General features: G+C 68.1%; 22 protein-coding genes. 17 read left to right on the forward strand and 5 right to left on the reverse strand.

Annotated elements, in window-relative coordinates; all coding sequences use genetic code 11:
• Positions 1–115: 115 nt before the first annotated feature.
• A complete protein-coding gene (locus tag miv_RS00585; protein WP_244748809.1) occupies positions 116–1,024 on the reverse strand; it encodes a LysR family transcriptional regulator in 909 nt (302 codons plus the stop codon).
• A gap of 136 nt (positions 1,025–1,160) precedes the next feature.
• Here miv_RS00585 and miv_RS00590 point away from each other — a divergent pair, with 136 nt between their 5' ends.
• The 17 genes from miv_RS00590 to catC all read left to right on the forward strand — a co-directional run bounded on the left by miv_RS00590 (position 1,161) and on the right by catC (position 16,930).
• Positions 1,161–2,369 (forward strand): acyl-CoA dehydrogenase family protein, encoded by a 1,209-nt coding sequence (locus miv_RS00590; RefSeq protein ID WP_207180833.1) that lies wholly within the window; start codon positions 1,161–1,163, stop codon positions 2,367–2,369.
• Between the two features lie 58 nt (positions 2,370–2,427).
• Positions 2,428–3,582 (forward strand): ABC transporter substrate-binding protein, encoded by a 1,155-nt coding sequence (locus miv_RS00595; protein WP_207180834.1) that lies wholly within the window; start codon positions 2,428–2,430, stop codon positions 3,580–3,582.
• Positions 3,583–3,593: 11 nt separating this feature from the next.
• Complete coding sequence (locus tag miv_RS00600; RefSeq protein WP_207180836.1) at positions 3,594–4,637, forward strand: branched-chain amino acid ABC transporter permease; 1,044 nt, start codon at positions 3,594–3,596, stop codon at positions 4,635–4,637.
• The gene (locus miv_RS00605; RefSeq protein ID WP_207180838.1) at positions 4,634–6,505 is read left to right on the forward strand and encodes a branched-chain amino acid ABC transporter ATP-binding protein/permease; all 1,872 of its coding nucleotides are present in this window, start codon (positions 4,634–4,636) and stop codon (positions 6,503–6,505) included. The genes miv_RS00600 and miv_RS00605 overlap by 4 nt, the downstream gene beginning before the upstream one ends.
• Positions 6,502–7,239, forward strand: a complete 738-nt coding sequence (locus tag miv_RS00610) for an ABC transporter ATP-binding protein (protein ID WP_207183341.1) — start codon at positions 6,502–6,504, stop codon at positions 7,237–7,239. Before miv_RS00605 ends, miv_RS00610 begins: the two co-directional genes overlap by 4 nt.
• Positions 7,240–7,380: 141 nt before the next feature.
• On the forward strand, positions 7,381–8,646 hold the full coding sequence (locus miv_RS00615; protein ID WP_207180846.1) for an aromatic ring-hydroxylating dioxygenase subunit alpha: 1,266 nt from the start codon (positions 7,381–7,383) through the stop codon (positions 8,644–8,646).
• 1 nt (position 8,647) lies between these two features.
• Positions 8,648–9,151, forward strand: a complete 504-nt coding sequence (locus miv_RS00620) for an aromatic-ring-hydroxylating dioxygenase subunit beta (RefSeq protein ID WP_207180848.1) — start codon at positions 8,648–8,650, stop codon at positions 9,149–9,151.
• Complete coding sequence (locus miv_RS00625; protein WP_207180850.1) at positions 9,148–9,891, forward strand: SDR family NAD(P)-dependent oxidoreductase; 744 nt, start codon at positions 9,148–9,150, stop codon at positions 9,889–9,891. The genes miv_RS00620 and miv_RS00625 overlap by 4 nt, the downstream gene beginning before the upstream one ends.
• A gap of 17 nt (positions 9,892–9,908) precedes the next feature.
• Entirely contained in the window at positions 9,909–10,511 is a 603-nt protein-coding gene (locus miv_RS00630) for a nuclear transport factor 2 family protein (RefSeq protein ID WP_207180852.1), read from the forward strand.
• A complete protein-coding gene (locus miv_RS00635; protein WP_207180854.1) occupies positions 10,508–10,897 on the forward strand; it encodes a DUF4440 domain-containing protein in 390 nt (129 codons plus the stop codon). Before miv_RS00630 ends, miv_RS00635 begins: the two co-directional genes overlap by 4 nt.
• Entirely contained in the window at positions 10,894–11,103 is a 210-nt protein-coding gene (locus tag miv_RS00640) for a hypothetical protein (RefSeq protein WP_207180856.1), read from the forward strand. Before miv_RS00635 ends, miv_RS00640 begins: the two co-directional genes overlap by 4 nt.
• Before the next feature lie 108 nt (positions 11,104–11,211).
• Positions 11,212–12,171: a PDR/VanB family oxidoreductase gene (locus miv_RS00645; RefSeq protein ID WP_207180858.1), complete on the forward strand. Its 960-nt coding sequence runs from the start codon at positions 11,212–11,214 to the stop codon at positions 12,169–12,171.
• A gap of 117 nt (positions 12,172–12,288) precedes the next feature.
• On the forward strand, positions 12,289–13,416 hold the full coding sequence (locus miv_RS00650) for an amidase (protein ID WP_207180860.1): 1,128 nt from the start codon (positions 12,289–12,291) through the stop codon (positions 13,414–13,416).
• 11 nt (positions 13,417–13,427) lie between these two features.
• Positions 13,428–14,357, forward strand: a complete 930-nt coding sequence (locus tag miv_RS00655) for a flavin reductase (RefSeq protein ID WP_207180862.1) — start codon at positions 13,428–13,430, stop codon at positions 14,355–14,357.
• A gap of 74 nt (positions 14,358–14,431) precedes the next feature.
• A complete protein-coding gene (gene catA, locus miv_RS00660; RefSeq protein WP_207180865.1) occupies positions 14,432–15,364 on the forward strand; it encodes a catechol 1,2-dioxygenase in 933 nt (310 codons plus the stop codon).
• Between the two features lie 128 nt (positions 15,365–15,492).
• Positions 15,493–16,602 carry a muconate/chloromuconate family cycloisomerase gene (locus miv_RS00665; protein WP_244748810.1) on the forward strand — a complete coding sequence of 370 codons (1,110 nt, stop codon included), beginning with the start codon at positions 15,493–15,495 and terminating at the stop codon, positions 16,600–16,602.
• Positions 16,603–16,651: 49 nt separating this feature from the next.
• A complete protein-coding gene (gene catC / locus miv_RS00670; protein WP_207180867.1) occupies positions 16,652–16,930 on the forward strand; it encodes a muconolactone Delta-isomerase in 279 nt (92 codons plus the stop codon).
• Positions 16,931–17,733: 803 nt separating this feature from the next.
• Here catC and miv_RS00675 read toward each other — a convergent pair.
• The 4 genes from miv_RS00675 to miv_RS00690 are packed head-to-tail and all read right to left on the reverse strand — an operon-like array spanning position 17,734 to position 21,666.
• Positions 17,734–18,594: a sugar phosphate isomerase/epimerase family protein gene (locus tag miv_RS00675; protein ID WP_207183342.1), complete on the reverse strand. Its 861-nt coding sequence runs from the start codon at positions 18,592–18,594 to the stop codon at positions 17,734–17,736.
• Positions 18,595–18,596: 2 nt separating this feature from the next.
• Positions 18,597–19,448 (reverse strand): carbohydrate ABC transporter permease, encoded by an 852-nt coding sequence (locus miv_RS00680; protein ID WP_207180868.1) that lies wholly within the window; start codon positions 19,446–19,448, stop codon positions 18,597–18,599.
• Positions 19,448–20,392, reverse strand: coding sequence for a carbohydrate ABC transporter permease (locus miv_RS00685; RefSeq protein WP_207180869.1), 945 nt, complete (start codon positions 20,390–20,392; stop codon positions 19,448–19,450). Before miv_RS00685 ends, miv_RS00680 begins: the two co-directional genes overlap by 1 nt.
• Positions 20,389–21,666, reverse strand: a complete 1,278-nt coding sequence (locus miv_RS00690; RefSeq protein WP_207180874.1) for an ABC transporter substrate-binding protein — start codon at positions 21,664–21,666, stop codon at positions 20,389–20,391. The genes miv_RS00685 and miv_RS00690 overlap by 4 nt, the downstream gene beginning before the upstream one ends.
• Between the last annotated feature and the right edge of the window lie 61 nt (positions 21,667–21,727).

Here is a 21,727-nt window from a genome sequence, read left to right on the forward strand (position 1 = left end):
TCATGTCGTCGCGGGAGTGAGCATTTCACGATCGCGTAGCGATCGCGAAGCTCTCTAATTTTTGTCTTGACGCATTTTCTACGACGAACCAGCAGCCCCTTCGTCGGAAAATGCTCTAGGGTCGATCGCCGAAGAGTTCGATCAGGCTGTCGGTCAGCCAGCGGATACCGGTATCGCCACGGAAATGCGCGTGGGTGTGGACCCGGACGTCGACCACCGGGTGGCCAGGCGGCAGGGGCAGGAGGGCGAAGGCCTCGTCGCCGTTCATCTGCCTGGCGATGCTCGTTGGGAAGACTACAGCGAGATCCGTGTCGCGCACCACGCTCGGCGCCGCCATGAAGTGGCCGAGCCGTAGGGCGACCTGCCGCTTGACGCCCGCCTCGGTGAGCCAGCGCTCGACCGCTTGGTGGCCGGGCGCCGTCACGTTCGCGTTGATGTAGCGGAGCGAGGCGAGGTCCGGTGCGGCATCCCCCCTGTCGAGGATCGGATGCCCTGAGCGCACGAGGCACGCGCACGTGTCCGTGAAGAGGTATCGGCTGTCGATGTCGTCCTCCTCCTCGAGTTCCGACAGAAACCCGATGGTGAGATCGACCTCGCCCGCCCGCATCAACTGGGCGGCCTTCGCCGGGTCGAGCGGCACCACCTTCAAGTCCACCGCGGGAGCGGTCTCACTCAGCCAGCCCATGAGAGTCGGCAAGAAGTAGAACTCGGAGACGTCGGACATCGCGATGCGGAAGACGCGATGAGCGCGTCCGGGATCGAAGATCTCGCCGTCCTGGACCGCGTGGCGGATGATCCGCAGCGCCTCGCTGAGCGGCCCGTGCAGCCGTGCCGCGGTCTCCGTCGGCAGGACCCCGCTCGGGACGCGCACGAAGAGCGGGTCGTTGAAGGCCTCCCGCAGCCGCCGCAGGGCGTGACTCACCGCCGGCTGCGTCAGCCCGAGCTGCTGGCCCGCCGCCGTGAGGTTGCGGGTCTCCCAGATGGCGAGGAAGACCCGGAGGAGGTTCAGGTCTGACAGGGCCATATTCGCCGGCTTCATGCACATCATAAAGATTATGATTTGGACCAATAATACGACGGTTGCTAGGCCTTGGGCAGATTTTTTGCACCGTGCCGGAAGCATTCGGAAGCTTCCTTGCATCCAAGCGGAAGAGGCCAGCATGTTCGTCACCGCCGCCCGCCGCACGGCTGAGGCCTGCGCCGTTCCCTCGTTCCACCCCGAAGCGCCGGGTCCGATGACGCTCGACGGGCTCGTCGCCGAGATCGCCCGCCGCCGCGACGAATTCGACGACCTGACTTACGTCCCGCGCGACGTCGTCGCGATGATGAAGCAGGTCGGCATCTACCGGGCGACGACCCCGACGATGTTCGGCGGCGAGCCGATGCCGCCGGCCGATTTCATGCGCATTGTCGAGCGCATCGCGACGGCCGACGGCTCGGCCGCCTGGGTCGCAGCCTTCGGCTCGGCCAACACCTACATGGCCTCGCTGCCGATCGAGACGCAGCGGATCATCTACGCCGATGGGCCCGACCAGGTCTTCGCCGGCGGCCTCTACCCGGCGCAGAAGGCCCGGGCCGTCGAGGGCGGATGGCAGGTGACCGGGCGCTGGCGCTTCGCCAGTGGCTGCATGGGCGCCGACTGGATCGGCGTCGGCATCGAGGTGGACGGCCCGCCCGCCGGGGAGGGCGCGCCCGGCCGGCCGCGGATGCTGGCCGCGGTGGCGCCCGCCGCGGAGGTCGAGATCGTGCCCAACTGGGACGTCGTCGGCATGCAGGGCACCGGCAGCCACGACACGAGGGTCACCGACAAGTTCTATCCGGAGGCCTGGACCTTCGTGCGCGGCGGCCCCGCGACGATCGACGAGCCGCTGTTCCGCTACCCGGCGGTCTGCTTCCAGGCCGAGGTCCACGCGGCCTGCAACGTCGGCCTCGCCCGGGCGGCGCTGGATCTCGCAACCGAGATGGGCGGCGTGACGAAGACCATCACGGGCGCCCCCCGACTCGCCGACCGCGGCTACTACAAGCTCGAACTCGCCCGGGCCGAGGCGGCCTGGCGCGCCGCCCGCGCCTTCTTCTACGAGACCGCCGAGGCCGCCTGGGACGCGCTGGTGCGGGGCGACGAGGTCTCGCCCGACCAGGCCAACCTGATCCGGCTCTCGGCCACCCACGCCGCGCATGTGAGCGCCGATGTCATCATGCGGGCCTACCGGATCGCCGGCATGTCGGCGATCCATAAGAACCACCGGATGCAGCACATCGTGCGCGACTCGATGGTGGTTACGCAGCACGCCTTCCTAACCGAGGGCACGCTGGAAAATGCCGGGGCAATGCTGGCCGGCGCCGCGCCGGCCGGACCGGCTTATCCCTGAGCCCGCCTCACCCTGAGCCACCGCCCCTCGCGATTCCTCTTGCCTGAGCGAGACGCCCATGAAGCATTTTCTTTATTGTACGATGCTCGGCGGCGCACTGCTCGCCACGCTGCCGGCGCAGGCCGAGATCACCGTCGGCTTCGTGACCTCGCTGAGTGGTCCGGCCTCCTCGATCGGCATCCTGTACGGCAACGGGATCAAGGCCGCCCATCTCTACCGCGACACGGTCGCCGGCGAGACGATCCGGCTGATCCAGCTCGACGACGGCTCCGATCCGTCGGCGGCCACTCGCAACGCCCGCAAGCTCGTCGAGGAGAACAAGGTCGACATCCTGATCGGGACTTCGTCGGCCCCCTCGACGCTCGCCATGGCGGCGGTGGCGGCGGAGCTGAAGGTGCCGATGATCGCCATCTCGCCGATCAACGTCGAGGCGAGCCAGAGCGGCGATCGCTGGGCGATCTGCGTGCCGCAGACCCCGTCGCTGATGATGAAGGTGGTCACCGACCGCATGGCGAAGAACGGCACCAAGCGGGTCGGCTATATCGGCTTCTCCGACGCCTGGGGCGACCTCGTCTTCAACGGGACCAAGGCCGCCGAGGCGGGCGGCACCCTCACCATCACCACCGACCAGCGCTACACCCGCACCGATTCCTCGGTCACCGGCCAGATCCTGAAGGTACTGGCGACGAAGCCCGACGGCGTGCTCGACGGCGGCTCGGCGACGCAAGGGGCGCTGCCCCTGCTGGCGCTCCAGGAGCGCGGCTACAAGGGCCGGCTCTACGGCAACGCCGCCCTGGTGAACCCCGACTTCATCCGGGTTGCCGGCAAGTCGGCGGACGGGATCGAGCTGCCGACCGGCCCGGTCATCGTCGCCGAGCAATTGCCCGAAGGCCACTTCGCCAAGGCGCCGTCCCGGGCCTTCCGCGAGGCCTACCAGAAGGCCAACGGCACCCCGAGCACCGACAGCTTCTCGGCCTACGCCTTCGATGCCTGGCTGATCATGACGGACGCGTCGAAGCGGGCAATCGCCGCCGGCGCGAAGCCCGGGGCGCCCGGGTTCCGGCGCGCGCTCAACGAGGCGATCTTCGCCACCAAGGAGCTGCCGGGCACGGAGGCCGTGTACACCTACACGCCGGCCTCCTCCTTCGGCGTCGACGAGCGCAGCGTCGTCATGGTCCGCCTCCAGGGCGGCACCTGGACCTACCTGCCGTAAGGAGGCCGGCCGTGGATCTCGACATCGCCACCCTCCTGATGGTCGACGGCATCACCACCGGCGCCGTCTACGTCCTGCTCGCCATCGGCATGGTGCTGATCTTCACGGTGACGCGGGTGATCTTCGTCCCCTTCGGCGACATCGCCGTCTACGCGGCGCTGACGCTCTCGGCCCTGGAAGCCAAGCGCGCGCCCGGCACCGCCGGCCTCGTCGCCGTGGTTGCGGTGGTGGCCACGCTCATGGAGGTCTCGAGCCTCCTGCGCCACGGCAAGGCGCGGGCGGTGCCGAGGGCCCTCCTGTTCTATCTCGTCCTGCCGCTGGCGGTCTCGGGGATTGTCTGGGCAGCCTCGGGCACGGACTGGCCGATGCCGGTGCGCGTCGTGCTCGCCATCGCGGCGGTGCTGCCGCTGGCGCCGCTCCTCGACCGCATCGTGTTCCGCCCGGTCGCCGATGCCAGCGTGCTGCTCCTGATGATCATCTCGGTGGCGCTCCACTTCGCGCTCGCGGGGATCGGCCTCCTCTGCTTCGGGGCCGAGGGCGTGCGGACCCAGCCCCTGACGGAGGCGGCGCTGAACTTCGGCGACGTGCTGGTCTCCGGCCAGACCGCCTTGATCGTGGTCGCGGCGGCCTCCTTCAGCCTGCTGCTGTTCCTGTTCTTCAACCACACGCTCACCGGCAAGGCCCTGCACGCCACCGCGGTCAACCGGCTCGGCGCGCGTCTGGTGGCGATCCGTCCCGAGCGGGCGGGCACCATCGCCTACTTGATCGGCTCCCTGCTCGCCGCGATCTCCGGCGTGCTGATCGCGCCGGTGAACACGATCTTCTACGACAGCGGCTTCCTGCTCGGGCTGTTCGCCTTCGTGGGCGCGATCATCGGCGGGCTGACCAACTATCCGGGCACGGCGCTGGGCGCCCTGCTGGTCGGGCTTCTCGGCTCCTACGCCTCGTTCTTCTCCTCCTCGTTCAAGGAGGTGATCGTCTTCGCCGTCCTCGTCCCTGTCCTGCTCTGGCGCTCGATCGCCACCACCCACTCCGAAGAGGAGATCGAGGAATGAGCTCATTCAGCATCCCGACCACCCGCGAGGAGGTCGCCAGCAACGTCGCCTCCGTCCCTCAATCCCCTGCTCCCTCGCCTCCCCGCGAGAGCATCGGCGTCAGCCCGCTCGTCCCCCGCTTGGGTGTCGCCGCCGCCGTCGCGCTTCTCGCCCTCGCGCCGCTGGTCCTCCAGTCCTTTACCGTGACGCTGCTGAACTACATCGGCGTCTACGCGCTCGTGGCGCTCGGCCTCGTGCTCCTGACCGGCATCGGCGGCATGGTCTCGTTCGGGCAGGCGGCCTTTGTCGGCGTCGCCGCCTACGCCACGGCCTGGCTCACCACGCGCCACGCCGCCTCGCCCTGGCTCGGGCTGGCCTTCGCGCTCGCCCTCACCGGGCTCCTCGCCCTGATGCTCGGCGCGCTGACCTTGCGGCTGAAGGGGCATTTCCTATCGCTCGGCACGCTCGCCTGGGGGCTGTCGATCTCGTTCCTGTTCGGCACCGTCGACGGCCTAGGCAACTTCAACGGCATCTCGCAGATCCCGCCGATCAGCCTCGGCCCGGTCAGCCTCGCCGGCACAGTGCCGATGTTCTACCTGATCTGGGCCGTGGTGGGCTTTTGCCTGCTGCTTTCCGCCAACCTGCTGGGGTCGCGGATGGGCCGCGCCATGCGGGTCCTGCGCGGCGGCAACATCCTGGCCGAGAGCCTCGGGATCGACGCCTTCCGGATCCGCCTCGCCCTGTTCGTGATCGCGGCCCTGCTGGCGGCGCTGTCGGGCTGGCTCGAGGCGCACCTGAGCCGCTACGTCAGCCCGACGCCCTACGGCGCCGGTCCTGGGATCGAGTACCTGATGATGGCGATCATCGGCGGCGCGGGGTCGCTGTTCGGCGCGGTCGTCGGCGCCGCGGTGATCGCGCTGCTTAAGAACGCGGTGCAGGACTGGTTCCCGGTCCTGTTTCCCGGTGCCCCCGGGCAACTCCAGGTCGTCGCCTTCGCGACCCTGTTCATCCTCTTCCTTCAGCGCTCCCGCGACGGGCTGGTGCCGGCCTTCGCCCGCTTCCTGCCGGCCGTGCGCCGGGAGATCCCGCCGCCGGCCGCTGCCTTGGAGCGGAGGGTCCAGCCCGCCCGCGGCAGCGTGCTGCTCTCGGTCGACGGGGTGCAGCGGCGCTTCGGCGGCCTCGTCGCGGTCAAGGACGTCAGCTTCGACGTGCGGGCCGGGGAGATCGTCGCGCTGATCGGCCCGAACGGGGCCGGCAAGAGCACGATGTTCAACCTGCTCACCGGCGCGCTGAAGGCGAACAAGGGCCGGGTGGTGTTCGCCGGGGAGGAGATCTCGTCGCGGCCGCAACGCGCCATCGCCCGGGCCGGCATCGCCCGCACCTTCCAGCACCTGAAGCTGCGCCCGCACATGACGCTCCTCGACAACGTGCTGCTCGGCGCCCATCCGCGGCTCCAGGCCGGCCTCGTCGCCGGAGCCCTGACGCTGCGGCGCGGGGAGGAGGCTCGCGCCCGGGCCGAGGCGATGCGCCTCCTGGAGCGGGTGGGCCTGGGCGACCGGCCCTTCGAGCGGGCCGGCAACCTGCCGCTCGGCAACCAGCGCGTGCTCGAGATCGCCCGCGCGCTCGCCGCCGATCCGGCCCTCCTGGTGCTGGACGAGCCGGCGGCGGGCCTGCGCCGCCAGGAGAAGCTGGCGCTCGCCGCGCTCCTGCGCTCGCTGCGTGCCGAGAACCTCACCGTGGTCTTGGTCGAGCACGACATGGAGTTCGTCATGGGTCTGTGCGACCGCATCGTGGTGATGGATTTCGGGTCGAAGATCGCCGAGGGCCTGCCCGCCGCGATCCGCAACGACGCCCGCGTCCAGGAAGCCTATCTCGGGGGAGTGGCCTGATGCCCCTGCTCGAGATCGAGAGGCTCGACGTCTCCTATGGCCGCATCAGGGCGGTGCAGAGCGTGTCCCTGACCGTCGAGGCCGGGCAGATCGCCACAGTGATCGGGCCGAACGGCGCCGGCAAGACGTCGATGCTCGGTGCCGTCATGGGTCTGTGCCCCGCCCGAGGCCGGGTCACCTATGACGGTCTCGACCTGCGCGACATGGATGTCGAGGAGCGCGTCGAGTGCGGCCTCTGCCTTGTCCCGGAGCGCCGCGAGCTGTTCGGCGAGATGTCGGTTTCCGATAACCTCCTGCTCGGTGCCTTCCCGCGCCGCCCGGCGAAGGCGGTCATCGCCCGGGCGCTGGAGGAGGTCTTCGCCCGCTTCCCGCGGCTCAAGGAGCGCCGAACGCAGCGCGCTGACACCCTGTCGGGCGGCGAGCGCCAGATGCTGGCGCTCGGGCGGGCGCTGATGAGCCGGCCGCGCCTCCTGATGCTGGACGAGCCGAGCCTCGGCCTCGCCCCCATCGTGGTGCGGGAGATCTTCGTCATCATCGCGGCCCTGCGGGAGGCCGGGGTGTCGATCCTCCTCGTCGAGCAGAATGCCCGCGCCGCCCTGCAGACGGCGGATGTCGGCTTCGTGCTGGAGACCGGCGAGCTCGTCACGCAAGGGCCGGCCGCCGATCTCCTCGACGACCCGCGCCTGATCGCGACCTATCTCGGCGGTACCGACCAGGCGCTCGTCCCGGCCTGATCCAGCAGATCCGAAATGATGACGCATGGATCCGTCGAGAAAATATAACTTACTTGCAAATACAGACAATATGTGATTATATATCATAATATTACAGTATATATCTCACCTGCCTCCCGGTCCTTCTGAAAGGAACGTGCCATGACTGTTGCCGTGCCGCCGCCGTTCGCGCTCGACGAGCTGGTCAAGACCGACCGCGCCCGCGCCGCGCTCTACACCGACCGCGCCCTCTTCGAGGAGGAGATGGCCAAGGTGTTCGAAAATACCTGGGTCTGGGTCGCCCATGCGAGCGAGTTGCCGAAGGCTGGCGACTTCAAGACCAGCCATGTCGGCCTCCAGCCGGTGATCGTGGTTCGCGACCGCAAGAATACGGTTCATGTCCACGTCAATCGCTGCCGCCACCGGGCCTCGACGGTCTGCGAGGTCGCGCAGGGCAAGACCAATTCCTTCGTCTGCCCCTATCACGGCTGGGCCTACGCGCTCGACGGCTCACTGCGCGGTGTGCCGTTCGAGGCGGGCTACGACGGCCAGCTCGACAAGACCCAGTTCTCGCTGCGCTCGCTGCGCGTCGAGGAATATAACGGGTTGATCTTCGCCACCTTCAAGGACGACATCGAGCCGCTCGTCGATTTCCTCGCCGGCGCCAGGAAGTGGATCGACCTGTTCATGAAGCAGGGCGCCGGCTTCCCGCTGGTGGCGATGGGCGAGCACAAATTCCGCTTTCCCGGCAACTGGAAGATCCAGCTCGAGAACACCACCGACGCCTACCACTTCCCGCTCGTCCACAAGTCGTTCCTATCGGCCGCCGATCAGGAAACCGAGGATTCGTGGGACATCATGAACAAGGGCGGCTTCGTCGAGGATCTCGGCAACGGCCACAGCGTCATGGTGATGATGCCCGAGCTCGTCGACCTGGAGGAGAACCTCGACGAGCCGATCCCGGAGCGGTTCGAGGAGCTCGCCGCGGAGCTGCGCACCGAGTACCCCGAGGAGCAGGTCCGCCGCATCGTCCGGGCGGTCGGTGGCTGCGGCTTCAACCTCAACCTGTTTCCCAATCTCGGCTGCTCGGCGGCGTTCTTCCGCGTGCTCCAGCCGGTCGCGGTGGACGAGACCGAGATCCGCCACGTCGCCCTCGGCATGGGCGGCGGACCCGCGAGCGCCAACCGCGTCCGTTTGCGCATCCACGAGTTCTTCCAGGGCCCGATGGGCTTCGGCACCCCCGACGACGCCGAGATCTGGGACCGGGTGCAGCACGGTGCGCAGGGCGGGCCGGACCTCTGGGTGATGCTCAACCGGGGTCTCAGCCACGAGGAGACCTTGGCCGATGGCGGCCGACGCAGCGACGTCAGCGCCGAAACCGGGATGCGGGCGGCCTACGCCCAGTGGAAGCGGCTGATGGGAGCCTGACATGAACGCCATCGATACGGACATGATCGCCGCCCCCGTCACCCTCGACGAGGCGATGCACTTCGCCTGGCTCGAGGCCGACCTCCTCGACAGCGCGGCCTACGACGAGTGGCAGGCGTTGTGGACGCCGACCGCGCGCTACGTCGTGCCGATCGCCCCCGGCGTCACCGACTTCGAGAACACCCTCAACTACGCCTACGACGACGCCGAGATGCGCGCCAAGCGCGCCGAGCGGCTGGTAAGCGGGCAGTCGGTGTCGGCCTCGCCGGTGGCGCGCACGGTGCGGCTCCTGTCGCGGTTCCGGCTGCTGCGCTCCGACCGAGAGGGCTGCCACCTGCGCTGCGCCCAGATGCTGACCGAGTTCCGCCGCGGGCGCGAGCGCACCTACGCCGCCGACGTCGAGTTCGTCTACGTGCGCAAGCCCGAGGGCCTGCGGATCGAGCGCAAGGTGGTCCGCCTGGTGAACGGGGCCGAGGCCCTCGGCGGCATCGGGTACATCCTGTGAGCGGGCGCGTCGCGCTGGTCACCGGGGCCGGCGGCGGCCTCGGCTCCGCGCTCGCGATCGGGCTGCACGCATCCGGCTACCGGGTGGCGCTCGCCGACACGGACGAGGGGGCCGCCGCTGCCGCTGCCGCCACGCTCGACCCGTCGGGTGGGACCGCCCTGCCGCTCTGGCTCGACGTGCGGGAGATCGGGCACTGGCAGCGGGCCCTGTCCGCCCTCCTCGACCGGTGGGGGGCGGCCCACGTGCTCGTCAACAACGCGGCGATGACCGTGGCGCGCCCGGTGATGGAGATCCCGCCCGACGAGTTCGACGCGGTCCTGGCCGTGAACCTGCGCGGCACCTTCCTCGGCTGCCAGGTCTTCGGAGGGCATTTCCGGGACCGGGGTCATGGGCGGATCGTCAACATGGCTTCGCTCGCCGGCCAGAACGGGGGCACCGCGACGGGTGCGCATTACGCCGCCTCCAAGGCGGGCATCGTCGCGCTGACCAAGGTCTTCGCCCGCGATCTCGCTCCCTTCGGGGTCACCGTGAACGCGATCGCCCCGGGGCCGCTCGACACCCCGATGGTGCATCGCACCGTGCCGCCGGAGCGGCTGGACGCCCTGCGGGCCGCCATCCCGGTGGGCGGGCTCGGCGATCCGGGCTTCGTCGCGCGCCTGGTGGTGCAGCTCGCCTCGCCGGAGGCGGGCTTCGCCACGGGGGCAACCTGGGACGTGAACGGCGGCCTGTACATGCGATGAGCGGAGGACACGCGACGATGAGCGAGACGACGAACGACACGGTCTCCCTGGCCGAGCTGACGCGCACGGTCGCGGCGCTCTCGGCAGAGGTGACGACCCTCCGGGCGGAGGCCGAGATCCGCCGCGTGCAGGCCCGCTACATGTTCCTGTGCGACACGCCCTGCCCCGAGGCCGGAATCGACGACGATGCCGAGCGCATCCGGCGCATCGTCGACCTCTACACCGAGGACGCGGTCTGGGAGGGCGTCGGCACGTATTATGACGGCCAGTTCGGCCGCAGCGTCGGCAAGAACGCGATCCGCCGGCACTTCGAGGCCTTCTGGGGCCAGAAGCGCGACCCCGCGCTCGTCCTCAACGTGCATTACCTCACCACCGAGCACATCGCGGTCGAAGGCGACGAGGCCCTGGGGCACTGGGTGCACATCCAGCCCTGGATCTTCGGCGACGGCTCCTCGCTCCTGCGCTCGTCGCGGCTGTGGAACCGGTTCCGCCGGGTCGGGGGCGAGTGGAAGATCGCGCGGACCCGCACCGAGAACGTCTTCGTCGCACCGCTCGCGCCTGGATGGGCCGAGAGCGTCGGCGAGACCTCCGTGCTGATGCGTCGGGAGGACGCCCGATGAGCTTCACCGATCGCGCGCTCGCCGAGATCGACGGGCTGCACCGCGTTCTCCAGCGCTGGTTCCGCGCCGAGGGCGAGCGGGACGTAGGCCTGGTGCTGGAGCATTTCGATCCCGGCTACACCATGATCACCACCGCCGGGACGCTGCTGACGCTCGACGCCTTCCGCGCCGCGCTTCCCGGCTTCTGGGGCAGCCGCCCCGGCCTCGTGATGGAGATCGGCCGCGAGACCGTGGTCCATTCAGGCCCGGGCTTTGCCGTGCTGACCTACACCGAGCGGCAGCACCTGAACGGCACCGTCACCGACCGCTTCAGCACCGTCCTGATGCTGGATCGCGGCGAGGCGGGTCCGGCCTGGCGGCACCTGCAGGAGACGATGATCGCATGAGCACGCCGCAGATGTGGGAGCACTTCACCTGGCGCGGGCACGAGGTCGTGGTGATCCAGCTGTGGGAGGACTCCTACGGCCGGCCCATGCTCCGCTTCGCCGACCCGACGGACGAGGAGATGGCGGCCGGAATGCCGGTCGCCCAATTCCTCACGGAGGCCACCCCGACCGGGCACATCTCGCCCCCCGGACCGGACGATCGCTAGCAACTAGGCTTCCTGCGCCGTCCGTCCCGCCTCACCGCCACGCCACCCGCGTCGGCGGAACGGTGGCGGCTTGCCCGGCCGTAAGCCTCAACCTTGGAGGAATGCGTCATGGCCGAAACATCGCTGCGGGTCGAGATCGTCGACCGGCGTCAGGCCGCTGAGGACATCATCGTGCTCGACCTCGTCCCGGTGGACGGCGCGCCGCTGCCGCTCTTCGAGCCGGGCGCCCATGTCGACGTCGAGGTCGGGCCGGACCTCGTGCGGCAGTATTCCCTGTGCGGCGATCCCGCCCGGACCGACCGCTACCGCCTCGGCATCCTGCTCGATCCCGCCTCGCGCGGGGGCTCGGCGGGGATCCACGCGCAGTTCCAGGTCGGCCGGCAGGTGACGATCAGCGCTCCGCGCAACAACTTCCCGCTCGCCGCCGGGGCCGCCGCCACGGTGCTGATCGGCGGCGGCATCGGCATCACGCCGCTTCTCGCGATGGCGCATCACCTCCACGCGGTCGGGCTGCCCTTCCGGTTGCATTACTGCGCCCGCAGCCGCGCCAAGGCCGCCTTTCTCGACGAGCTGGCAAGCGCGCCCTACGCGAGCAGCGTGCATCTGCACTACAGCGACGGCGGCTCCGGTCAGCGCCTCGACCCGGCGCGTGACTTGCCCCAGCCGTCGGACGGCGCCCACCTCTACGTCTGCGGCCCGACCGGCTTCATGGACTGGGTCATCGGCTCGGCGGCCACGCTCGGCTACCCCAATGCCCGACTTCACAAGGAGCATTTCGGCGCCGAGGTCGACACGTCCGGCGATGCGTTCGAGGTCGAGCTGTCGCGCTCCGGCCGCGTTGTCCCGGTGGCCGCCGGGCAGTCGATCGTCGCGGCCCTGAAGACGGTCGGTGTGCGCGTCGAGGTCTCCTGCGAGCAGGGCGTGTGCGGCACTTGCCTGTGCGACGTCGTCGAGGGCATTCCCGACCACCGGGATTCCTACCTCACCGACGACGAGAAGGCCGGCAACGACCAGATGATGCTGTGCTGCTCGCGGGCGAAGACGCCGCGCCTCGTACTGGATCTATGAATCGCAATCACCTTGCTCATTCGATGTCCGAATTTGGCAAGATGCGTGGGCCGGCTAAGATCAGACAGTTGAAAACTTCGAGATCAGCGAAGCATTCGCCAACGAGGAGCGACGTGCGTGACTATCTTCGTGCAGCGCCTTGAACTGGGCGGCGCCGGTCCGCGCGTCGCCGTCAAGGACACGATCGACATCGCCGGATATCCCACGAGGGCGGGCAGCCGCGCGCTGGCCGATGTGCCCCCCGCTACAGCCCATGCCGAGGTGGTTGAGCGCGTCCTCGCGGCCGGCTGCCGGATCGTCGGCAAGACCAACCTGCACGAGCTCGCCTTCGGGGTGACCGGGCTCAACGACTGGACCGGCACGGCCCTCAATCCAAGCTTCCCCGACCGCGTGCCGGGCGGGTCGTCCAGCGGCTCGGCGGCGGCGGTCGCCGCGGAGGAGGCCGACTTTGCCCTCGGCACCGACACCGGCGGCTCGATCCGGATCCCCGCGGCCTGCTGCGGCGTCTTCGGCCTCAAGCCGACCTTCGGGCGCGTCAGCCGCGCCGGGATCGCCCCCGCGCGGACGACGCTCGACTGCGTCGGGCCCTTCGCGGCGACGATGCCCTGGCTCCTGCGCGCGATGGCGGTGATCGATCCGAGCTTCACGCCCGTCTCGCTGCCCGCACCCCGGGTCGGCCTCGTTACGGTCGAGGCGCGGCCAGAGATGACGGAAGCGATCGAGCGGGCGGTGGCGGCCGCAGGCCTCACAGCGCATCGTACGACGCTGCCGGGCCTGTCGGGGGCCTTCGAGGCCGGGCTCACGTTCATCAACGCCGAGACCTTCGCGGCCTTCGGGCACCTGCTGGCCGGCGGCGCGGTGGGTCCCGACGTGGCGGGCCGCCTGCGGGCGGGAGCCGGGACGAGCCCCGCGGCGCTCGCCGCCGCCGAGGCGGTGCGCGAGGCCTTCCGCGCTGAGGTCGACGCCCGTCTCGACGAGGCGGACGTGCTGGTGCTGCCGACGCTGCCCGACCTCCCCCCGACCCTCGACGAGGCGAAGGCCAACCGCTCGGCGGTCTTCCTGACGACGCTGGTACGGCCCTTCAACCTGTCGGGGCATCCCGCCCTGTCGCTGCCGGTTCCGCTCGGGCCGGGCCGTGTCGCCGCGCTGCAGGTGATCGGCCGCCGCGGCGCCGACGAGACGGTGCTCGCCGCGGGCGCGCGGATCGCCGCCGCCTTGCCGTCCGCCGCTTTACCGCCCGCCTGATGGAGACGACGATGAGCCTCTCTCCCACCGAGTTCCGCTCCGGCATGCGCCAGCTCGCCGCCGCCGTGAACGTCATCACCACCCGCCACGACGGCGCCCGCGCCGGCATGACGGCAACCGCGGTGATGTCCCTGACGGCGGAGCCGCCGCAGATCGCCGTGGCGGTGAACCGCTCGAACGCCAGCTACGCGGCGATCACGGGCAGCGGGGTCTTCGCCGTCAACGTCCTGGCCAACGACCACGCGGCGATCGCGAGCCGCTTTGCCGGAGCCGACGGCGTGAAGGGCGAGGCGCGGTTCTCCGCCGGGCAATGGGACGTGCTCGAAACCGGCGCGCCGATCCTGCGCGATTGTGCCGCGAGCTTCGACTGCACGCTCGTGCAGGAGGTCGCCTTCACCTCGCACGTGGTCCTCGTCGGCCTCGTGCGGGCGGTCCGCGTCGCGCCCGGAACCACCCCGCTCCTGTTCATGGACGGGGCCTGGGCGAGCCTCGTGCGGGCCAATGACGGCGACTTTGCCGCCTACGAGCAGCTCATCGGCGAGCTGACGGGTGCCCTCGACGCCGTGCTGGCGAGCCAGGGCAGCTTCACCCGCAAGCTCCACGACTTCAGCGCCGCCTTCATCCGCGTGAACGCTCCCGTCGTCGACGTCCTGCGCGACTTCTACACCCGTGAGACCTTCGCCTCGGCGAGCCGGCTCGACGCCATCAACCAGCGCAAGCGCGAGGTCGAGCATAAGCTCCAGGATCTCCTCATCCGCGGCGTCGGGACCGGGGAGTTTGAGGCGCGCGATCCGGTGGCCGCCGCGGACGCGATCCTCGGCCTTCTGAACGGCATCCACCGTCGCCCCGCCGCCACCGGCGCGCAGGCGGAGGACCTGGCACGGCGCCTCGCCGACCTCGTCGTCGCGATGGTGGCGAAGCGGCATCCGGTCCCGGCCTGAGCGATGGGCCGGGAGCGCCAGAGCCTCGGCCCCGCACCGACGCAAGAACAACCGACATCGACACGGAGGAAACGATGACCGACTCCCTCATGCAACGCGGCGACGTTAAGGCCCTCCTGGACAAGGCGGCCGGCCTTGACAACGACACCGGGGACCGGCGCCTGAAGCAGATCGTCCGGCGCGTCCTGTCCGACGCCTTCGCGACGATCGAAGCGTTTCAGGTGACGCCGACCGAGTTCTGGCGCGCGGTCGACTACGTCACGCGGCTCGGTCAGTCGAACGAGGCGGGCCTTCTGGTCGCGGGGCTGGGGCTGGAGCACTTCCTCGACATCCTGCTGGACGAGGAGGAGCGCAAGGCCGGATTGGAGGGCGGCACGCCGCGCACGATCGAGGGACCGCTGTGGCTGGCCGGTGCGCCGCTGGCTCAGGGCGAGGCACGGCTCGACCAGGACCCGGAGCCGGATGCCGAGACGATCGTCATGACGGGCCAGGTCCGCGACCCTGACGGCAATCCGGTTCCGGGCGCCGTCGTCGACGTCTGGCACGCCAACACCAAGGGCGGGTACTCGTTCTTCGACTCGTCGCAATCGGCCTGGAACCTGCGCCGCCGGATCAGGACGGACGGGGACGGACGCTATGCGTTCCGGTCGATCATGCCGGTCGGCTACGGCTGCCCGCCGGACGGAACCACGCAGGAGCTGCTCGACCGGCTCGGGCGACACGGCCAGCGCCCGGCGCACATCCACTTCTTCGTCGAGGCGCCCGGCTATCGCAAGCTCACCACGCAGATCAACATCGCCGGGGACCGTTACCTCCATGAGGACTTCGCCTTCGCGACCCGCGACGAACTCATCGTCGAGGCCCGGCGCGAGACAGCCCCGGAGGAGATCGCGCGGCGCGGGCTGAGCGGGCCCTTCTCGACGCTCACTTTCGACTTCACGCTCAACCGGGAGGCGGATCACCTTCCCGAAACGGTGGTCCTGCGCGCGCACGCGACGGCGGCCTGACCCATCGAGCCCGCGGCGGCGCATATCCCGCCGCCGCGCAACGACCCCTGGCGGAGTGAGCCATGCTGCCCATCACGAGAGACTCCGATCCGAGAAACCTGGACGCTGCGACGCAAAGCGATCTGATCGTGCAGGAGATCGAGACGATCATCGTCGATGTCCCGACGGTGCGCCGCCACAAGCTGTCGCAAACCTCGGTCACGGCGCAGAACTACGTGCTCGTGCGCCTGCGCCTCGCCGGCGGCGCCGAGGGCATCGGCGAGGCCGCGACGCTCGGGGGACCGCGTTGGTCTGAGGAAAGCGTCGAGGCCATCAAGGCGAATATCGACGCCTACCTCGCTCCCGCGGTCAGGGGGATGCGAGGCGACCTCTTCGAGGAGGCGGGGCGGCGGATGGACCTCGCCGCCAAGCGCAACAACGCCGCCAAGGGGGCGATCGAGACCGCCCTGTTCGACGCGGTGGGCAAGGCGCTCAGCGTCCCGGCCGCGACGCTGCTAGGCGGGGCGGTGCGCGACCGGATCCCGGTTCTATGGACCCTAGCCTCCGGCGATGTCGGCCAGGAAATCGAAGAGGCCTCGGAGAAGCTCGATCGGCGCCTGCACCGGACCTTCAAGGTGAAGATCGGCGCCGGCGCGCCGCAGGCCGACCTCGCGCGGATGCGGCGCCTCGTCGAGGCCCTGGGCGACCGCGCCGAGTTCATCGTCGACGCGAACCAGGCTTGGGACGAGACGGTCTCGGCGCGATGCCTGCCGGTCCTCAAGGACCTGGGTATCCGGCTCGTCGAGCAGCCGGTGCCCGCCTGGAACGTGCCGGCCATGGCCCGCCTGCGGCAGCGCCCGGACGTGCCGCCGCTCCTGGCGGACGAATCGGTGTTCGACGCCCACGACATGCTGCAGGTGGCGACGGCAGGCGCCGCCGACGCGGTCTCGCTCAAGATCGTAAAGCATGCCGGGCTCCTCGGCACCCGCAAGGTCGCTGCGGTCGCCGAGGCCGCGGGGATCAGCCTCTACGGCGGCTGCCTGCTGGAGAGTTCGATCGGCGCGGCCGCGCACCTCCAGGTCTTCTCGACCTTCCGTGACCTGGCCTGGGGCTGCGAGCACTTCGGGCCGCAGATCCTGAGGGAGGATCTCGTCCGGGAGCCGCTGCATTTCGCTGACTTCCACGTCCACATCCCGAGCGGCCCGGGCCTCGGCGTCGTCCTCGATGAAGGGCAGCTCAACAAGTTTGCCCGGCGCTGAGCCGACCTGCAGCAACCAACCTTCGCGACATAGGATGAGGATCCAGCCCATGCTCTACCACGTCAGGATGGATGTCCATCCGCCCGGCGACCATCACAGCGTTGAATTCGAGCAGCTGAAGGCAGAGGAGAAACGCGTCGCGCAGGATCTTCAACGTAATGGAAAGTGGCTGCACCTCTGGCGCATTGCTGGACAATACGCGAACTTTTCGATTTTTGATGTCGAGGATCACGACGAGCTGCACCAGGTTCTAACGTCCCTGCCGCTCTTTCCGTTCATGAGCATCGCCGTAACACCTCTCGCGCAGCACCCCTCGTCGATTCGGTGACATAATTCCGGAAAATCTGGGTACTGCGCGTGCAGCGAAACGCCGCCCGCATTATGAGAGGAGCGACCGATCAGCTAGGCCGCGCACATCCCGTGCATCGTTCCGCTTAAGTTGATCGGCACGGGCCTGCTGTTCTCTCATATGCGGTCGGCACATTGCTGGCAGCTTCGCCGTGCCTGAACGCTATGTTGTACCTGTGCGGTAGTCTGGATGGAGCTTTACGGTCATCATATCAGGGACCTGCGTCCTCGCGAAACTGGTCGCGCTTCGATATAAGCCATCAATTCGAGGTTTTTGCGAACATCCCGTGAAGACCGACGCGCTAAGCCATAAAGGATATTTCTGGCCAGCGGCAGGGCAGCTTGCCAGGAATTCGGATGTCCGAAATTTGCTCGAAAGCGGTCATTCTCGATAGTCTCTACGATGGGCCGCTTTGGGTCAACAGTTCGCTTGTCTGGTGTTTGGCCGTGCGCCATCGGGGCTGTCATCGGACTGGGGTCAGGATGCCCCAGGACCGCCGCGACGGTTCAGATGCATCCCTGGAAAAGGGGGATGCGCGAAAGGGGCTGTGCGACGCTCTCGGCGTGACTGTGCGCTGGTCGTCCTCCCCCTACCGCAGCACGCGGTGTCACATTAGTGTCGCCGCTCGTGCGACCCTCTCTCAAGACTCCCTGCAGTATTCCCTTCCCCGCCGGGCGACACCGGAGTTGCTCGCCTGTAACGTTGGCCGCAAAGGTCGCCGCTCACCTTGTGGCAACATCAACGTACATTAATGAATCGATTTCTATGACTGGAACGCCGATTCAACACGCGGTGCATACACGTTCGACGCATCGACTCAGTATGGTTTCGGGGTCCCACCGCCAGATCTCTTCTGAGAAAATCTCAATTTCGATCATGCCGTTGAAATCAGCTTCCTCAACTGCCGACCTCAGCGCTTTCAAGTCGATAACCCCGTCCCCCATCAAGCCTCGATCCAGGAGCATATCGCGCGTTGGGATAAGCCAGTCGCATACGTGAAATGCCAGCAGGCGACCTGAGGCAGCCCGAATCTCGTGTGAGACCCGCCAGTCCCACCAAACGTGATAAGCATCCACGGCGACGCCAAGACCACCGATACCGTGCCTATCCAACCTCTCACAAAGGGCTATTGCCTCAGCAAGACTCGTGAGGCAGGAGCGATCACCCGCGTACATCGGGTGCAAAGGTTCAAGCGCGAGAGGCACACCGACCGATCGTGCATGTTCCAAGAGTTCGGCCACTCCGTCCTCGACCTGTCGTCGCGCATCGGCGAGGTCGCGTGAGCCGGCCGGAAGACCGCCGACGACGAGGACGAAGCACGCCGATCCGAGCGCGGCCGCATCCTCGATCGCCTGCCGGTTCTCTCGAACGGCTTGCTGCCTCTCGACCCGGCTCGCTCCGGTCAGGTAGGTGCTGCGGCAATAGCCGCTCACGGAAAGGCCCGCATCGCGGATCCGCCGCGCGACCGTCCGAACGTCGTGCCCCTCGAGATCGCGTCGCCAGGGCGAGATGCCGCCAAAGCCGTGCTTAGCGACGCGCTCGATGACGGTGCCGATTGGTTCCGCGTGCCCGAGGGTCGCAGTATTGATGGAGCATTCGGCTGCCGTGAGCGACCGCTGCGCCGACTGGGTTGCTGGCGTCATGCTCACGACTTCACCGCTCCAACGGTCAAGCCGGCCACGAAGTGCTTCTGCATGAGGAAGAACAAGGCGACCGGCGGAATCGCGGCCAGGATCGCACCGGCCGAGATCAGGTTCCACGCCGTCAGCCACTCTCCCTTCAAGCCGGCGAGGCCGAGCGTCAAAGGCTTGGCCGCGTCGCTTTGCACGAGGACCAATGCCCAGAAATAGTCGTTCCAGACGAAGGTGAAGAGCAGGACCGACAGGCCCGCGAGGGCCGGCCGCAGCAGCGGCACGATGATCTTGGTGATGATCTGGAACTCGTTCGCGCCCTCCAGCCGCGCGGACTCGAACAATTCGTCGGGGAGAGCGACGATGAAGTTCCGCATGAACAGCGTCGCGAAGCCGGTCTGGAACGCCGTATGGAAGAGGATCAGCCCCCATACCGTATCGTACGCGCCCAAGTGCAGCACGAGATCGCGCACCGGGATCATCAGGATCTGATACGGCACGAAATTGCCCGCGATGAACATCGCGAACAGCGCGGTGCGACCAGGGAACCGGTACTTGGCGAGTGCGACCGCCGCCATCGTGCTGAGCACCAGGACGGATGCGACGGTGACACAGGTCACGATCAGGCTGTTGATGAAGAAGATCCCCATCGGTGAGGTCGTGAACACCTCGCGGACGTTCGCGGAGAGCGAGAACGTCGTCGGCAGGCCCCAGTAGTTGCCGGCGAGCAGGTCGCTCTGCGAGCGTACCGCCGTCATCATGATGGCGATGAGCGGTGCCATCCAGACGACGAGCACGGCGTAGAGCAGCACCCGGTAGGCGGCCTGCGTCGGCGCGGGGGCGAGTTGGATCGGGGTCGGATACATCAGCGCTCCCGAGCCTCCTGCTTCAGGGAGTGGCGGAGAAAGACGGCGATGTAGACGCTCATGATGGCGAACAGGATCGTGGCGATCGCCGCGCCGTAGCCGGCGCGATAGCTGAAGATGGTCGCGTCGAACATCTGGTAGGCGAGCACGGTCGAGCTTCCGTAAGGCCCTCCCTGCGTCATGACCGCGATCATGTCGAAGTTCCTCAAGGACATGATGATCGTGATGATCGTCGCCACGAAGGCGACGGGTCGGAGCTGGGGCAGGACGATGTGCCGGAACAGCGACCAGCGTTCGGCGCCGTCCAGGCGGGCCGCGGCGATCATCTCGCCGTCGAGTTGCGACAGCCCTGCGAGGAACAGCACCAGGCAGAAGGCCACCTGCGCCCACAGCGCGGCCGCGATGATGCCGAAGGTGACGAAGGTCTCGTTCGACAGGATCGCCGGCGCCGGCAGGCCGATCGCCCTGAAGGCGATCGCCAGGATGCCGAAGCTCGGATCGTAGAACCACGTGAAGACGACGCCGATGATGACGTGCGCGAGCACCAGCGGCATGAAGAAGAGCGACTTGATCAGCCGCATCTCGGCGAGGTTCTGGTTCAGGAACAGCGCGAGGGCGAGCCCGATCACCGGCGCCAGCAGGAAGAGAACCAACCAGATCACGTTGTTCTTCAGGGAGACGTAAAATTGCGGATCGCTGAAGAGCTCGCTGTAATTACCCAAGCCGACCCACTTCGCCGGACCCGTGCCGTCCCAATCGTAGAGGCTGATCGCGATGCTCTGCACGATCGGCCCGATGATCAACAGCAGGAAGAGGCCGAGCGGCAGGGCGAGCAGGAGGGCGGGCGTGAGCCAGTCGCCGCCCGCAGCCTCCTGTTGCCGGGCCTGGACCGGCAGCCGAACCTTGCGGGCGATCGACTGGATGGCGTTCGATCGGATGCTCATTTGAAGATCCGCGCCCGGGCCGCTTCGAGCCGTTGCAGGATGGCCTCGGACCGATCGGGATTGGCGAGGAATTCCTGGAAGCCCTTCATGCCGATCTGCGCCATCTCCGGATCGGTGTCCCGATCGTAGAACTGAGACGAGCCCTTCGCGGCCTTCGCCAGCTCGACCTGCGACGCCGAGAACGGATCGTCCAGCATGACGTCCGTGCGGGCCGGCAGCACGGCGCCGGCCTTGGCGAAGGCCGCGATGTTGTCAGGCTGCGCCAGGAAGGCGAGGAACTGGCGGGCGAGCGCCTTGTTCTTGGCCCCGCTCGGAATGGCAACGCCGTTGACGGACAATTCCTCGTAGTTCGGCACGGCGGGATTGACGGTGGGGAACGGGAAGAAGCCGATCTTGTCGTGCAACTCGGCGGGAAGCGAGGTCAGGACGTAGGGCCCGAGCAGGTACATCGCCGCCCGGCCCTGAGACAGCAGCGGAATCGCCTCCTGCCAGCCGTAGGAGCTGGCATTCTCCAGGAAATAGCCCTTCGTCACCGGCTCGGCCCAGAGCGAGAAGACCTTCTTGACGCGCGGATCGGTGTAGGATTCCTTCCCGTCCATGAGCCGCATGTGGAAATCGAGCCCGTTCTCGCGCAGGTCGAGATAATCGAACCAGAGATCATTCGCCCACAGATCGCGCGTGCCGATCGTGAACGGGATGAGGCCGGCCGCCTTCAGCTTGGCAGCGGCGGCCATGAGATCGGCCCACGTCTTGGGTGGCTCGACGCCGGCTTTCTTGAAGAGCTCCTTGTTGTAGTAGAACCCCCAGGTCGTGAAGTTCGTCGGCATCATCATGCGCTTGTCGCCGTCCGATACGGCGGCGAGAAACGGTTTCATCGGCTCGTCGAGCTTCTGCTCGGAAAAGAACCCGGTCAGGTCCTCGAACAGATTGCGCTTGGTGAAGGTGCGCATGCGGGCGCCGGTGAACCAGAAGGCGACATCCGGCGGCGTCGTGACCAGGAAGTTCCGGATCGACGTCTTGTAGGACTCGACGTCGCTGAAATTGATCGCGACCTTGACGCCGGGATTCTTGGCCTCGAACTCGGACGCGATCTTCGTCATCGCCGCCTTCTGGCCGGCGCCGCTGCGATCCGTGTTGATCGTCAACGTCTGAGACTGCGCCGTGGCGGAGTGGCTGCCCGCCAGGCCGATGGCCGCGGTCAGCGCGAGGGCTGCCGCCACTCGGCACAGCCGACGGCCTGCACCGCGCCGTGTCTCGAACCACTCCCCGGTCATCGTTCCATCCCCTGAGATTTGGTTGCGGCGCGAGGACGGACCGGATCCCGGATCAGCACTC

The organism is Methylobacterium indicum (assembly GCF_017347565.1).
In the GTDB taxonomy this organism is placed as follows: domain Bacteria; phylum Pseudomonadota; class Alphaproteobacteria; order Rhizobiales; family Beijerinckiaceae; genus Methylobacterium; species Methylobacterium indicum.

Coding starts and splice junctions, on each gene's coding strand:
- miv_RS00585 (WP_244748809.1), bottom strand. CDS start 1,024: ATGGCCCTGTCAGACCTGAACCTCCTCCGGGTCTTCCTCGCCATCTGG.
- miv_RS00590 (WP_207180833.1), top strand. CDS start 1,161: ATGTTCGTCACCGCCGCCCGCCGCACGGCTGAGGCCTGCGCCGTTCCC.
- miv_RS00595 (WP_207180834.1), top strand. CDS start 2,428: ATGAAGCATTTTCTTTATTGTACGATGCTCGGCGGCGCACTGCTCGCC.
- miv_RS00605 (WP_207180838.1), top strand. CDS start 4,634: ATGAGCTCATTCAGCATCCCGACCACCCGCGAGGAGGTCGCCAGCAAC.
- miv_RS00615 (WP_207180846.1), top strand. CDS start 7,381: ATGACTGTTGCCGTGCCGCCGCCGTTCGCGCTCGACGAGCTGGTCAAG.
- miv_RS00620 (WP_207180848.1), top strand. CDS start 8,648: ATGAACGCCATCGATACGGACATGATCGCCGCCCCCGTCACCCTCGAC.
- miv_RS00630 (WP_207180852.1), top strand. CDS start 9,909: ATGAGCGAGACGACGAACGACACGGTCTCCCTGGCCGAGCTGACGCGC.
- miv_RS00635 (WP_207180854.1), top strand. CDS start 10,508: ATGAGCTTCACCGATCGCGCGCTCGCCGAGATCGACGGGCTGCACCGC.
- miv_RS00640 (WP_207180856.1), top strand. CDS start 10,894: ATGAGCACGCCGCAGATGTGGGAGCACTTCACCTGGCGCGGGCACGAG.
- miv_RS00645 (WP_207180858.1), top strand. CDS start 11,212: ATGGCCGAAACATCGCTGCGGGTCGAGATCGTCGACCGGCGTCAGGCC.
- miv_RS00655 (WP_207180862.1), top strand. CDS start 13,428: ATGAGCCTCTCTCCCACCGAGTTCCGCTCCGGCATGCGCCAGCTCGCC.
- catA (WP_207180865.1), top strand. CDS start 14,432: ATGACCGACTCCCTCATGCAACGCGGCGACGTTAAGGCCCTCCTGGAC.
- catC (WP_207180867.1), top strand. CDS start 16,652: ATGCTCTACCACGTCAGGATGGATGTCCATCCGCCCGGCGACCATCAC.
- miv_RS00675 (WP_207183342.1), bottom strand. CDS start 18,594: ATGACGCCAGCAACCCAGTCGGCGCAGCGGTCGCTCACGGCAGCCGAA.
- miv_RS00680 (WP_207180868.1), bottom strand. CDS start 19,448: ATGTATCCGACCCCGATCCAACTCGCCCCCGCGCCGACGCAGGCCGCC.
- miv_RS00685 (WP_207180869.1), bottom strand. CDS start 20,392: ATGAGCATCCGATCGAACGCCATCCAGTCGATCGCCCGCAAGGTTCGG.
- miv_RS00690 (WP_207180874.1), bottom strand. CDS start 21,666: ATGACCGGGGAGTGGTTCGAGACACGGCGCGGTGCAGGCCGTCGGCTG.